General features: G+C 52.0%; 14 protein-coding genes and 1 pseudogene. 6 read left to right on the top strand and 9 right to left on the bottom strand.

The window, feature by feature from the left end; all coding sequences use genetic code 11:
• Nucleotides 1–88: 88 nt before the first annotated feature.
• The 3 genes and pseudogenes from I656_RS01730 to sodA form a co-directional block, all read right to left on the bottom strand.
• Nucleotides 89–2203, bottom strand: coding sequence for a penicillin-binding protein 2 (locus tag I656_RS01730; RefSeq protein WP_020756555.1), 2115 nt, complete (start codon nt 2201–2203; stop codon nt 89–91).
• Between the two features lie 72 nt (nt 2204–2275).
• A pseudogene (locus tag I656_RS0116730) lies at nt 2276–3570 on the bottom strand (MFS transporter).
• Between the two features lie 142 nt (nt 3571–3712).
• Nucleotides 3713–4327, bottom strand: a complete 615-nt coding sequence (sodA, locus tag I656_RS01735; protein WP_011231937.1) for a superoxide dismutase SodA — start codon at nt 4325–4327, stop codon at nt 3713–3715.
• Between the two features lie 265 nt (nt 4328–4592).
• On the opposite strand from sodA, the gene I656_RS19440 reads away from it, so the two are divergent.
• The 3 genes from I656_RS19440 to I656_RS01750 all read left to right on the top strand — a co-directional run bounded on the left by I656_RS19440 (nt 4593) and on the right by I656_RS01750 (nt 6312).
• Entirely contained in the window at nt 4593–5102 is a 510-nt protein-coding gene (locus tag I656_RS19440; protein WP_020756549.1) for a hypothetical protein, read from the top strand.
• A gap of 21 nt (nt 5103–5123) precedes the next feature.
• Nucleotides 5124–5444 (top strand): hypothetical protein, encoded by a 321-nt coding sequence (locus I656_RS19435; RefSeq protein ID WP_020756547.1) that lies wholly within the window; start codon nt 5124–5126, stop codon nt 5442–5444.
• Between the two features lie 94 nt (nt 5445–5538).
• Nucleotides 5539–6312 (top strand): DUF1189 domain-containing protein, encoded by a 774-nt coding sequence (locus I656_RS01750; RefSeq protein WP_033006581.1) that lies wholly within the window; start codon nt 5539–5541, stop codon nt 6310–6312.
• A gap of 38 nt (nt 6313–6350) precedes the next feature.
• Here I656_RS01750 and pstA read toward each other — a convergent pair whose 3' ends face one another.
• The 3 genes from pstA to I656_RS01765 form a co-directional block, all read right to left on the bottom strand.
• Nucleotides 6351–7274 (bottom strand): phosphate ABC transporter permease PstA, encoded by a 924-nt coding sequence (gene pstA, locus I656_RS01755; protein ID WP_011231941.1) that lies wholly within the window; start codon nt 7272–7274, stop codon nt 6351–6353.
• 1 nt (nt 7275) lies between these two features.
• Complete coding sequence (gene pstC, locus I656_RS01760) at nt 7276–8163, bottom strand: phosphate ABC transporter permease subunit PstC (protein ID WP_020278347.1); 888 nt, start codon at nt 8161–8163, stop codon at nt 7276–7278.
• A 65-nt stretch (nt 8164–8228) separates the two neighbouring features.
• The gene (locus tag I656_RS01765) at nt 8229–9119 is read right to left on the bottom strand and encodes a phosphate ABC transporter substrate-binding protein PstS family protein (protein WP_020756545.1); all 891 of its coding nucleotides are present in this window, start codon (nt 9117–9119) and stop codon (nt 8229–8231) included.
• Nucleotides 9120–9418: 299 nt separating this feature from the next.
• Between I656_RS01765 and I656_RS01775 the strand changes: the two genes are divergently transcribed.
• Both I656_RS01775 and ispG read left to right on the top strand, forming a co-directional pair.
• Complete coding sequence (locus tag I656_RS01775) at nt 9419–9733, top strand: FimV family protein (protein ID WP_020756543.1); 315 nt, start codon at nt 9419–9421, stop codon at nt 9731–9733.
• Nucleotides 9734–9815: 82 nt separating this feature from the next.
• Nucleotides 9816–10940, top strand: a complete 1125-nt coding sequence (gene ispG / locus I656_RS01780) for a flavodoxin-dependent (E)-4-hydroxy-3-methylbut-2-enyl-diphosphate synthase (protein WP_021322333.1) — start codon at nt 9816–9818, stop codon at nt 10938–10940.
• Nucleotides 10941–10997: 57 nt separating this feature from the next.
• On the opposite strand, the gene I656_RS01785 is transcribed toward ispG, so the two are convergent.
• Nucleotides 10998–11345 carry a hypothetical protein gene (locus I656_RS01785; RefSeq protein WP_011231947.1) on the bottom strand — a complete coding sequence of 116 codons (348 nt, stop codon included), beginning with the start codon at nt 11343–11345 and terminating at the stop codon, nt 10998–11000.
• A gap of 97 nt (nt 11346–11442) precedes the next feature.
• On the opposite strand from I656_RS01785, the gene I656_RS01790 reads away from it, so the two are divergent.
• Nucleotides 11443–12009 (top strand): haloacid dehalogenase, encoded by a 567-nt coding sequence (locus I656_RS01790; RefSeq protein WP_020756540.1) that lies wholly within the window; start codon nt 11443–11445, stop codon nt 12007–12009.
• 37 nt (nt 12010–12046) lie between these two features.
• Here the strand turns inward: I656_RS01790 and I656_RS01795 are convergent, their stop codons facing one another.
• Together I656_RS01795 and I656_RS01800 are read right to left on the bottom strand one after the other, a co-directional pair.
• Complete coding sequence (locus I656_RS01795; RefSeq protein ID WP_021322332.1) at nt 12047–12466, bottom strand: Fur family transcriptional regulator; 420 nt, start codon at nt 12464–12466, stop codon at nt 12047–12049.
• On the bottom strand, nt 12463–12735 hold a 273-nt coding region (locus I656_RS01800), incomplete at its 5' end, for a metal ABC transporter permease (RefSeq protein ID WP_200861016.1). The genes I656_RS01795 and I656_RS01800, both read right to left, overlap by 4 nt.

The raw sequence follows: 12735 nt of genomic DNA, 5'->3' as shown, positions 1-12735 counted from the left end.
GTTCAGAAAAAATCAAGTACAACTTTTAGTGAAGAGCCATTTTTTTGCAAGCGCAAAAAAAGAGGCGCCTGGCTAGGCGCCTTTCATGTCAGCGCGCATCGGCGGCCTCCGCACCGCCTTGCGCATCGAAGCTGCTCCCGCCTCCGGCCGCCCGCTTCGCTTTCAATTCAAAATAGGCGTCCAAAATGCGGCGGCCGATCCGGTCATTAATCCCGTCGCTCTCCCCTTGCGTCGCCCACGGGACGACAACGGCGAACGACACTTCTGGATCGTTGTACGGCGCATAGCCAACAAGCGTCAAGTTGTACGTTGGATCATTCCGTCGGCTTTGGATCGGTCCATCGTAAAACGCCTCTGCCGTCCCCGTTTTGCCGGCCGGCTTGTACGAAGCACTCGCAAAGTACGAATACGCCGTTCCGCCCGGCTCTTGCATCACACGGCGGAATCCTTCTTGCACCCGCTTGATGTATTCCGTCTTCATATCAATCCGGTTTAGCACAACCGGTTCGAACCGTTTCATGATCCGGCCAAGTTTTTTTCCGTCAGCCGACGGCTCACGAATTTCTTTGACAAGCTGCGGCTTCATCCGATAGCCGCCGTTGGCGATCGTCGAGACGTATTGCGCCAGCTGCATCGGCGTATACATGTCGTACTGGCCGATCGCCAAGTCAAGCAAAAGACCAGGAATTGTACTTTGTCCTTGGAAGCCGCCGAGTTCATTCGGCAAGTCAATGCCTGTTTTGACGCCCAAGCCAAATTGGCTGAAATAGTGGCGAATCGTCGCAAATGCCTCTGGATTGATGCGAAGCGGCGCGTGCGGACGATACACACCGCCCCCGATGGCGATCGCTGTTTTGAACATATAGACGTTCGATGACTGCTTGAGCGCCGTCAGCTCGTTGATCGTCCCCATCGTTTTCCACGATTTTTTCACCGGAGTCTTTTTAATATACAGCGGCTCGTCCTTGATATACGTATTCGGATGGAGCACTCCCGTTTGAAAACCAGTAAGGACAGTCGCCCCTTTCACCGCCGATCCCATCGCATAGGCGGACGTGATGTTGCCGATGGCAAAGTCGACAAATTTGCCGTCTTGAAGAAGCTTGCCGGCCATCGCCAACACTTCGCCCGTCTTCGGGTTCATCATGACGACAAACGCCCGGTCCAAGAGCGGCGATCGGCCTTTGCGCTTCGTCGCCAGAATCTCTTGTTGAATGATTTGCTCAACCTTTTGCTGGAGCTCGGCATCAATGGTTAACACGAGGTCTTTGCCGCGCTCGCCTGGATACACTTGCTCAACCGAGATGACATTGCCCGATTTGTCAACAACGTTTTTCACTTTTGCCTTTTTGCCGTGCAGCACTTCTTCATACTGCATCTCCAAATAGCTTTTGCCGACGCGGTCATTGCGGCTGTAGTCGCGGGCTAAAAAGTAATCGAGCCGTTCGCGCGGGACGCCTTCGTCTTCTTCCGTCACACTGCCGAGCACAGAGCGGAATGTATTGTCATACACGTATTTCCGGTCCCAATCCACCGTCGTATTGACGCCGGGCAGCTCGCTCAAATGCTCGCTGACGACCGCATATTCGCGGTCGGTCACTCCTTTGCTTTTGACCGTCTGTGGCGTCAAGGCGTAGCCGCTCTCCATCTCATGTTTAATGGCGATCACTTCAAGCTCTGCTTTCGAAATTTGCGCCAAATCTTGCTTGGTGATGCGATCGAGCGTCCACTCGTACACTTTTTTGTCGATCTCTTTTTGCGTCAATCCTTGATCAGCGAGCTTTTTCCGTTCTTGTTCGCTCACCTTCCGTTTCGCTTCTTTCGGATGCGTTAAAATCCAATAATCTTTCATATCGCGCTCAGTTACTTTTTTCTCAGCATCGGGAATGTCGATGTATTGGGCAAGTTTCCTTGCTATGTCCAATATTTCTTCCGGCTGTGTCGTTTTGGAGCGCGTGTACGTAATCGCCTTTTGCGGTGTGTTGTCGACGATCACGCGGCCGAATCGATCGTAAATTTTGCCGCGCGGCACCGGCGTGCTGACGATTTCATCCTGCGTTCGCTCCACTTCGCGCCGATAATCTTCACCGTAGACGATTTGTACGACGCCAAGGCGTAAAATCAGTGCTGAAAACAACAAAAAAACAAAGAAAAACAAAATGTTTAACCGAATCGGCACTTGTGCTCGCTTTTTCCGTTTCATCCCCCGGTCCTCCTTCTCCTCCCCCTATTGTAAAAGAAAAAGTCGGTCATGGCTAGGGAAAAACTTGGCCCCTCACACCGGCGAACGGCCTCGTTCGCCGGCCAGCTTCGGCCGAAGCAAAAGCCGCTCGCGCCGGCCGTGCTCCGGATGGCCATCGGTGAAACGAATGCGGCGGACAAACCAATAAATCACCAAATGCCCGGCTCCGCACACAAACATCAACACGCGGATGCCAGCTTCTTCGCCAAAGAGCGCCACAGCTGTCAAAAAGGCGAAAATCGACGCCACCCGTCCGGCGTTTAAAAACAATTCGCGGACAACGATGTATTCGACGCGCGCCTCGGCCGATTTCCAGCTCTTTCCGATGACGTCAAACGTCAAGGAGGAATACGGAACAAGCAGCAATGGATACGCAATGGCGATCGTGATGGCATAAAGAATGAGGCGCGGATAGGTCGGATGGAAAACGATCAAAAAAAATCGCCCCATATAGCAGCGCTCCTCCCAACAAAATCGCTTTCATCCGATATTCACGCTTGATCAGCCGGGAGACGGCATAATAGGCGACAAACGATGTAAACGAGTTGACAAGCCCGAATTTGCCGAGCGCCCATTCACTTCCAGAAGTGACGTACACAAGCACGGAAATGATAAACACAAACGTGCCTTCGCGCAATCCTTGAAAAAAGTGGGCATTCGTAATGAGCCGCCAGTTCCGGTTTTCATTCCGCTCCTTTAAAATGCGGACGAACAAATAGTTTCCCGCGGCCGCGCGGCGCTTCAAGAAAAAGCTGAGCAGCACAGCGACAAGAAACAAGCCGAGCGACAGCGAGAAAACGAACGTATACCCTTTCGCTCCATGGAGCGATGAGATGATATAACCGGCGACAATCGGCCCGATCATGCCGGCTGATGAGGTCAACACCCCGAAAAAACCGTTAAAAAAGTCGCGCGTCTCCGGTTCGGTAATTTCAAATGTCAACACGTTAAATGCCAGCCAATAAAAACCATAGCCGACGCCGAGCAGCGCACCGAGAAAAAGCAAATATTGATGGGCGCGAGAGCCGACCAGCAAAACCGTGACAAAAAAAAACGGCTAAACACGACACGCCAAGCCGCAAAACGAGAATGCGGTCAATTTGTTTTGCCATCCGGCCGGCGAAAATAAACGTCAGCGGCTGCATCGTGACAATCGCCAAATTGTATAGCGCCAAGTCGCGGAAATCGCCGGTCTGTTTCCATAAATAAATGTTGACAAACGTGTTCGACAGGGAAACACCGAGCGCGTAAACCCCACCGATGCAAAGCAAAAGCAACAAATCGCGGTTCACTTGTTCTTGGCCGGTTAGTTTTTGGAAAAATGCCATTGCAAACTCCCCTTTTCATCTATCCGGTAGTGTGGCCGTTTCCGCAGCCTCTATGCACCCGGCGCGAAGAAAACCGCTTCTTTTGCCTGCACCCTCCGTCGCGAAAAAAAGCGGGGCGTTTTGTTTCGCCCCGCTTTGTTGATTACTTCGCTTTCGCTTCGCTGTACCGTTTCGCCACTTCGTCCCAGTTGACAATGTTCCAGAATGCGGCAATGTATTCCGGACGGCGGTTTTGGTATTTCAAGTAGTACGCATGCTCCCAAACGTCCAAGCCGAGAATCGGCGTTTTGCCTTCCATAATCGGCGAATCTTGGTTCGGCGTGCTCGTAATTTCCAGCTCGCCGTTGTTCACGACAAGCCATGCCCAACCAGAACCGAAACGGCCAGCCGCTGCTTTCGAAAACTCGTCTTTAAACGCGGTGAAGCTGCCGAATTTTTTGTTGATCGCCTCAGCCAGCTCACCTGTCGGCTCACCGCCGCCATTTGGCGACAAAATCGTCCAGAAAAGCGAGTGGTTCGCATGGCCGCCGCCGTTGTTGCGCACCGCCGTGCGAATGCTTTCCGGAAGGGCTTCCAAATTGCTGAGCAATTCTTCGAGCGATTTGTTTTGCAAATCCGGATGCCCTTCAAGCGCCGCATTCAAATTTGTCACGTATGTGTTATGGTGCTTCGTGTGGTGAATGTTCATCGTTTCTTTGTCGATGTGCGGCTCCAGGGCATCGTACGGATACGGCAATGCTGGCAATTCAAATGGCATACCGATCTCCTCCTTTTTGGTTTATGTACACGAACGCCAACGCGTTCGCTTGAGATTAGCTTACCAAAGTTGGCACAATGTTTCAATCGATTTGCTTGTCCTCGTTTTTTGTTTCCATATTTTCAACACACATATCGTCGAACCCTGTTGCGGGCGGGGGAAACGAGCTTTTTATTTACATATTTTCAACACAACGTTGACCATTTCTTCATAATGGCAAGTTATAGTATAAAATAGCTTCCAGTTAAGGGGGAACTCAGCGAAAATGGAAACAAAGCGATCACGTTCTTTATGGAACGCCTTTCGACTTGAGACCATTGCCATGATGGCCATGGTGCTTACAACGACGTTGTCGGCCCTTGTCATCACCTCAATCGGCTATATTCAAGGGCGCCATTCAGCGATTCAGTCGATCCAACAACAGTTGCAGCTATCAAGCGAAACGATGGTTGAAAAAATTTCTATTTTAAAAGCGACAACGACCAATGAAGCGTTTTCTCAAAAACTGAATTATTCATTGACGTTAAATGAACGGAAATTCCACGCCTTACACCTTCATCCGGTGCAATTGATTGTAACGAAAACGGGAAGGGCGGTGGCAAAACGGCCATCCTCGCCTAACCAAATGCTGCCCGAACAGGTCGTGCGCGATATATTGAAAAAGAAGCAAGGTGTTTTGCGTACAGACCAATGGCTGGCTGCATTTTCTAGTTCAAGTGATTTGCAAGGAGCCAAGATGTGCAAAGCCAAATCGAGGCCGCGGTTCAATCGATGAAAGAAAGCGCAAAACAACTCGATGAAACGAAAAAAAACGTTCACGGAAAGCCAACAAGCCTTTGAAGAAATCACCACCATGGTGTCGCATTCATCCGCACATACGCTGCAAATTTCAGAACAATTCGCCGCCATCGAGCGGCAAATCAGCGAAATGCGTGAACATATCGCAGAGATTGCCACCGTCGCCCAACAGATTGCTTCGTCGATGGAGCAAATTTCGCATTTTACCGACAACCAGCACAATGCCATGGCTGCCATTCGTTCCGAAGCCGATGCACTAAATGAACGGGTGTTGCAATGGCGCGCCTTGCTTGAAACCTTTCATTTGCCTTCTGACTAAAGCGGGAAGATGCCCGCTTTTTCTTTGTCTCAAGTTGAATTCTTCCTCTTTCCCGGCTACAATGGAAAAGGAGACAAAGAAAGGTGTGTCTGCGATGAACGTATTCGTCCAACTGTGGAAAAGCTTATATTCTCCAAAAGACATCGCCCGCTTTCGATTTCAGGGAATTGGGAAAACGATCGGTTATTTGTTTTTGCTGACTTTGCTGTCCATTCTTCCGACGTTTTACTATGTCTCCTCGTCGCTTATGGAAGGCATCCGCACAACGAGCGCCTTATTGAATAACGAGTTGCCGCCGTTTTCGATTGAAAACGGCGAACTTCACTCGGAGGCGGCCACGCCGATTCATATTGATCAAGGCGGATTTACGATCATTTTTGACAGCACCGGCAAAGTGACGAGTGAGAACGTCGAGCAGTTTCCGAACGCCATCGCGCTCTTGAAGCATGAGGCCGTGCTCGTCGCCGGCCATCAGGCGCAGCATTACAGCTATGCCACGTTTCCGGATGTGACCATTACCGACGAAGACGTTCGCGCGTTCATCGCCGGTCTTCAGTCGCTTCTCCCTGTCCTCATCCCGCTTTTTGGGCTCGTTTTATACGTGCTCGCCTGCGCCGGGAAATTCATCAGCGTGTGCATCTTTGCCTTTTTCGGCCTGATTCTTGCCGGCGTGCTCGACAAAACGCTGCGCTACCGCCATACATGGGTGATGTCGGCTTACGCCATTACGCTGTCGACCGTCTTTTTCACCGTGATGGAAACGGTGCAAGCGGTCGTGCCCTACGGCGCGTTGATCCATTGGTTCGTTTCGCTTGTCGTTCTCTTTTTGGCAGTCAAGGAAGTGCCATCAGCCAAACGGGAAATATAAAAAAGCTGCCTGTTGATGCAGGACAGCTTTTTTTGTGCTTACGCTGCTTTGCTTCTTTCTCCTCGTCCTCGACGCGCGCGCCGCCCCCCGGAGAAATGCCGCGCAAGCAAGGAAGAAGCGAGCCGTGCGGCCAAATTGAATAAAAGAACGGCCACCATCAATACAGCCGCCGATTTGGCCGCGATCAGCTTTGCGTCTGGGACAATGCCTTCCGAATTCAATTTCCAAATATGCACCGTCAGCGTTTCGGCCGGCCGGAACACGTTCAGCGGGTTGGCCTGGCTGCCCCAATCCGCATCCCAACGAAGCATCGGAGTCGTCAGCCCAGCGGTATAAATGAAAACAGCCGCTTCGCCGAAAATGCGCCCAGCCGATAAAATGACGCCGGTGACAATTTGCGGGATGGCGGCCGGAAGCACCGCTTTGACCAACGTCTGCCAGCGCGTCGCTCCAAGGGCAAGACTCCCCTCTTTAATGTTGGCTGGAACATCCAAAATCGCCGTTTCGCAAATGCGCGTCAATCCAGGCAAATTGATGATCGTGACGGCTAACGCTCCGCCGAGCAGCGTATAGCCCCAACCCGTCAAGGTGACAAACGCCAACAATCCAAACAACCCGACGACAATCGACGGCAATGATGCCATCGTTTCCAAGCAAAGGCGAATGAACCCGACGATCCGCCCTTGTTTGGCGTATTCAGCCAAATAAATTCCAGCTCCCAACGAAAGCGGAACCGACAAAAGCAATGTCACAACCAACATATAAAATGAATTGATGAGCTGCGGACCAATGCCGCCGCCCGCTTGCGTATTGCTCGGCCGTCCGAACAGAAACTCAGGTTGCCAAAACCCCGCTCCTTTCGACAACACAACGGCAAAAAAGAACATGAGCAACCCGATGACTGCAGCAGCCACCGCATAGAAAATGCCTGTCCAAACTTTATCGATCATTCGCGCTGTCATCTTATCGCTCCTTTCTCGGGCCGACCAAACGGATCACGGCAATGAAGAAAAACGAGATCAAGAGCAAAATGAGCGCCAATGTCCATAACGCGTTGTTCCATGGTGTTCCGTTGATCGTATTTGCCATATCCATCGTCAATACACTTGTTAACGTCGCCGTCGGGCTGTCAAGGCCTGAAGGCAGCTTAATCGTATTGCCGATCACCATCTGCACAGCAAGCGCCTCGCCAAACGCCCGCGCCAAGCCGAGAACGACGCCGGTGGCAATCCCGGCTTTCGCCGCCGGAACGATGACGCGGGAAATCGCCTGCCAACGCGTAGAGCCAAGCCCGTATGATGCTTCCATATACGTCATCGGGACATTGGCCAAGGCGTCGGCCGCAATGCTGGTGATGGTCGGCAAAATCATCATACTAAGGACGATGATCCCCGCCAACAGACTAAAGCCGGAGCCTCCGAACCATTCGCGCAAGAGCGGAACGAGAATCGTCACCCCAAGCCAGCCATACACCACCGACGGAATGCCGACAAGCAGCTCCAGCACCGGCTTCAGCAACGAAACGAACCATTTGGGAGCGATAAAGTTCATGAAAATCGCCAACGCCAACGCGATCGGCGCACTGATCAACAAAGCGCCAAGCGAGACGAGCATCGAGCCAACAATAAAAATGAGCGCCCCATACTTCGGCGGCGTGCCGTTTGGATCCCATTGCATCGAAAGCAACATGTCGGAAAGCGAAAGACCGCTGTCCGTAAAGGACTGAATTCCCTTTACCGCCAAAAAGATGATCATCGTCACCGTAATCAGAACGATCAGCCAGCCGCAGATGACCGCAAACGTGCGGCCGATGTACTCTTCAAGCCAGCGATTCCGCCGTTTCGTATGCATTTGTTGCATGGCTTCATCCCTCCATTGTCAAAGGCCGGCCTAACGAGCCGGCCTTCCGCCCTTCTCTACTCCAATTCCGTCATCGGGATATACCCCATCTTTTTAACGGTCGGCGCAAATTCTTCGCTCTTGACAAAGTCGATAAACGCTCGCACTTCTTCCTTCGCTTCCCCTTTGGTAATCATGTATTCATACGACCAAAACGGGTACTTTTCCGTGCGGATGTTTTCCACCGTCGGTTCCGCGCCGTCAATTTTGACCGTTTTCAAGTTTTTCTTTTCCCCGATTAAATACGACATCGCTACATAGCTGACAGCGCCCGGCGTCGAGCTGATCGCCTGTTCGACCGCTCCGTTCGAATCTTGCACCGTACCGATGGAATCATCGACTTTTACGCCTTTCATGATCGTTTTCTCAAATGTCGCCCGCGTACCCGATGACGCCGGACGGTTGATCACGTGAATGGCTTCATCTGGTCCGCCGACTTCTTTCCAGTTTTTAATCTTTCCGCTGAAAATATCTTGAATTTGCTTCGTCGTTAAATTATCGACCTTCACATCGTCGTTAACCACAATCGCAAAGGCGATGCCGGCCACTTTATGGTCAACAAGCTCTGACGCTTTCGATTTGTCGTCCAGCTTCTCCGCCGCCGGCACATCCGAGTTGCCGATTTGCACGGCGCCGGCTGCCACTTGGTTGACGCCCGTACCGCTGCCGCCGCCTTGAACGGTGATCGATACGTCCGGATACTTTTCCATAAACGCGTTTGCCGCTTCCTCTGCCAGCGGCTGAAGCGCTGTAGATCCTGCTAGTGCAATGGTGCCGGAGTAGGTTTCTTCTTTCTTTGCCGTTCCTTCATTGCCGCCCGCGTTGTTCTTTTCAGTCTGCCCGCAGCCGGCCAAAACGCCGGTCATCAACAAGGCGGCCAATCCCAATTTGACTCGTTTGCTCCACATTCAGAAATCCCCCCGTTTTGTTTTCGTACTTTCAACGTACAAGACCATTGTAGCGAGACATTGTTAGGCCCTTATAAAGCAGTTGTTAAGTTTCTGTAAAGACAAAAAACAGGAATATTTTCAAAAAGCCGTCAAGCGAGCCTTGAAGGCAAAGAAGAACGGTGATGCCGTTTTTCAAATTGGAGACATTCTTTTGTTGAAGTGTTTTCCTCATGAACTCAACGACCTTGCTAAGGAAGACATATTTTCGCTGGACAAGCATACATATGAAATAGATATACCCATGCGGAGGAAGCGTCATGAAAAAATTCATGTTTCTCCTGCTTCTCGTTCTTTCCAGTTATATCGTTTACCGCGACCTTGTCATCGGAACGCTTCACCCTTCATCTGAAACAGCGGCAGCCGTTGTCCAGTCGAAACAGGCGGCCATCCCGTACCGGACGGTGACCATTCGCCCTGGCGATACGTTGTTGTCCATCATCGAGAAAGAACTCAACGGCCCATTGCCCGTTCCGCTCGAGCAGCTGATCCGTGATTTTGAACGGTTAAATCCAGGCGAACATGCGCAAACATTAAAAATCGGGAAAACTTATAAAGTGCCGATCTATCGCTAACCGGCGAATCGCTTGTCAAACGGCGGATGGCACTGTTACAATAATGCAGAAAGCGACTTGAATGCAAAAGGAGCGAATTCCCGTGGGTGAAATCATCCATCGTTCAAAGACTCGGCCGGTCCGCGTCGGTCCGCTGACAATCGGCGGCAACAACGAAGTCATCATTCAAAGCATGACGACGACAAAAACGCACGATGTCGAAGCGACGGTGGCGCAAATCCACCGTCTCGAGGAAGCGGGGTGCCAAATCGTCCGCGTCGCCTGCCCGGACGAGCGGGCGGCTGAGGCCATACCGGAAATCAAAAAGCGAATCAACATCCCGCTTGTCGCCGACATCCACTTTGACTATAAATTGGCGCTGAAAGCGATCGAAGGCGGCGTCGATAAAATCCGCATCAATCCAGGCAACATCGGGCGCCGCGAAAAAGTCGAAGCGGTCGTGAAAGCAGCGAAAGAGCGCGGCGTACCGATTCGCATCGGCGTCAACGCTGGATCGCTGGAAAAACGCATTTTAGAAAAATATGGATATCCAACAGCCGACGGCATGGTTGAGAGCGCCTTATATCATATCCGCATTTTAGAAGAACTTGATTTTCACGATATTATCGTTTCGTTAAAGGCGTCCGACGTACGCCTCGCCATTGAAGCGTACGAAAAAGCGGCGCGCACGTTCGACTACCCGCTCCATGTCGGCATCACCGAAGCGGGCACGCTTTTCTCCGGCACGATCAAAAGCGCGGTTGGACTCGGCGCCATTTTAAGCAAAGGCATCGGCAATACGATCCGCGTTTCGTTAAGCGCCGACCCGGTTGAAGAGGTAAAAGTGGCGCGCGAAATTTTAAAAACGTTCGGACTCGCTTCCAATGCGGCGACGCTCATTTCCTGCCCGACGTGCGGGCGGATTGAGATCGATTTGATCAGCATCGCCAATGAAATCGAAGACTATATCGCCAAAATTAAGGCGCCAATCAAAGTCGCCGTGCTCGGTTGCGCCGTCAACGGACCAGGGGAAGCACGGGAAGCCGACATCGGCATTGCCGGCGCCCGTGGCGAAGGCTTGTTGTTCCGCCACGGCAAAATCGTCCGAAAAGTACCGGAAGAGCAAATGGTGGAAGAACTGAAAAAAGAAATCGACAAGCTGGCGGAAGAATACTTTGCAAAGCAAAAGGAAAACAAAGCCGCTCTGAAAGGCAGCGCCGCCCAATGAGCGGAAGGTTCCTGCACAACGAGAAAGGGCGTCCCCGCTTGGGGACACCCTCGCTTTTTACGTATAAAACGGCATAATAAACAGGCGGACGAGAATAGCGATGACGCCGATGCCGATGGCCCACGCACCGAGCGTCTCTGCGCCGCGCCGGCGCGCGATAAACCCGACAATAATGCCGGCCGCCCCTAACAAAATCGGCCAAATAAACAAGGCGATGATGGACAGGGCCAAAGCGAGCCAGCCGAGCCCGGCGCCGTCCGCGCGTTCTTCGTCCCGTTCGTCGCCGCGGCGAATCGGTTCAGCGACTTCCGCCGCTGTTTCTTCCATAAAATTGCGTTCTGGTTCCTCTTTTCCGATCGATTGCACGTAACTTCCGTTATACGTGCGCTCGCGGTCGTCTGCCATATGCTTCCCTCGCTTTCCTAAAGTAAGAAGCATTATTAGTATGAGAAACCGGCGTTATTTTATCAGTGTGAATATTTTCTAACAGGAGGATGAAGCGGTGAAAAAACGGCTTGGCATCGACATTGACGGCACGGTGACATGTCCGAGCACGTTCATTCCGTATTTAAACGAAGCATTCGGCAAAGAGCTCGCATTACACGACATTACGCAATACAATTTGGCGCCGTTATACGGCGTGGCGGAGGAAGAAATGGACCGCTGGCTTGAGGAAAACGAAGCGGATATTTATGAGAGGGCTCCGCTTGCCCGCTATGCGCTTGAGGTGATTGACAGCTGGAAAGACAAATACGAGCTGTATTACATCAGCGCCCGCGGCCGCCATTTGTATGATCTCACCGAGCGCTGGTTCCGGCGGCACGGCGTCCATTACCACCATATTGATCTGATTGGGTCGCACGACAAAATCGCCGCCGTCCGCCAATATAAGCTGTCGGCCTTCTTTGAAGACAAGTACGATAATGCCTGCGAAATCGCCAAAACATGCGGCATTCCCGTCATTTTGTTCGACACCCCGTACAACCAAGGCCCGCTCCCCGAAAACGTCATCCGCGTCAATAACTGGCTTGAAGCAAAGCGAGAAATCGAACAGCGCCTCCAGCCATAAACAAAGGGCTGATCCAAAACGCGAATGCGTTTTGGGATCAGCCCCTCTGTTGACATTGCGGACATGTGCCGTAAATTTCAAACTTATGGTCCGTGATCTCATACCCATCGAGCTGCGCCGCAAACCCGTCCATCGGACAAGCGTCAATCTTCTTCGTTTTTCCGCACTGGATGCAAATGAAATGATGGTGGTGGCGGCGGGCGCCGCAGGCAAAACGGAAATGTTTCTCCCCGGAAAGCTCGGTCATTTCCAAAATGCCAAGCAGCGTAAAGAGCGACAAATTGCGGTACACAGTATCAACGCTCAAGCCCGGATAGAGGGGACGGAGCGCTTCAAGCACGTCTTTGGCCGTCAAGTATTTGTCGCTTTCGGCAAACAACTCAAGCATTTGTCTCCGTTTTTCCGTATATTTAAATCCTTTCTCTTTCATCAACTGCAACGCTTCGTCGATATTCATCGCTGCCGCCCCCTTTTCCATCCGAGTGCGAAAAGCAAAATGACAACCGCTGCGATGACGATCGTTCCACCCGGCGCCCAGTCTAGCTCATACGCCGCCCAGAGCCCGGCGATGACGGCCAGCTCCCCGAACAAAATCGAAAGCCCGATCACCTGTTTAAAACTTTTGGCGATGCGGATGCTCGCCGCCACCGGCAGCGTCATGAGCGACGAGATGAGGAGCACGCCGACGATGCGCATCGATGCAGCAATGACGAGCGCAACAAGCAC

The organism is Geobacillus sp. WSUCF1 (assembly GCF_000422025.1).
Taxonomy (GTDB): domain Bacteria; phylum Bacillota; class Bacilli; order Bacillales; family Anoxybacillaceae; genus Geobacillus; species Geobacillus zalihae.
The sequence above is the reverse complement of the archived record's forward strand: the minus strand, read 5'-3'. Positions and strand labels throughout refer to the sequence as shown.

Excerpts from the sequence above, each read along its gene's own strand:
- I656_RS01730 (WP_020756555.1), bottom strand. The coding sequence starts at position 2,203 with ATGAAACGGAAAAAGCGAGCACAAGTGCCGATTCGGTTAAACATTTTG.
- sodA (WP_011231937.1), bottom strand. The coding sequence starts at position 4,327 with ATGCCATTTGAATTGCCAGCATTGCCGTATCCGTACGATGCCCTGGAG.
- I656_RS19440 (WP_020756549.1), top strand. The coding sequence starts at position 4,593 with ATGGAAACAAAGCGATCACGTTCTTTATGGAACGCCTTTCGACTTGAG.
- I656_RS19435 (WP_020756547.1), top strand. The coding sequence starts at position 5,124 with ATGAAACGAAAAAAAACGTTCACGGAAAGCCAACAAGCCTTTGAAGAA.
- I656_RS01750 (WP_033006581.1), top strand. The coding sequence starts at position 5,539 with ATGAACGTATTCGTCCAACTGTGGAAAAGCTTATATTCTCCAAAAGAC.
- pstA (WP_011231941.1), bottom strand. The coding sequence starts at position 7,274 with ATGACAGCGCGAATGATCGATAAAGTTTGGACAGGCATTTTCTATGCG.
- pstC (WP_020278347.1), bottom strand. The coding sequence starts at position 8,163 with ATGCATACGAAACGGCGGAATCGCTGGCTTGAAGAGTACATCGGCCGC.
- I656_RS01765 (WP_020756545.1), bottom strand. The coding sequence starts at position 9,119 with ATGTGGAGCAAACGAGTCAAATTGGGATTGGCCGCCTTGTTGATGACC.
- I656_RS01775 (WP_020756543.1), top strand. The coding sequence starts at position 9,419 with ATGAAAAAATTCATGTTTCTCCTGCTTCTCGTTCTTTCCAGTTATATC.
- I656_RS01785 (WP_011231947.1), bottom strand. The coding sequence starts at position 11,345 with ATGGCAGACGACCGCGAGCGCACGTATAACGGAAGTTACGTGCAATCG.
- I656_RS01795 (WP_021322332.1), bottom strand. The coding sequence starts at position 12,466 with ATGAATATCGACGAAGCGTTGCAGTTGATGAAAGAGAAAGGATTTAAA.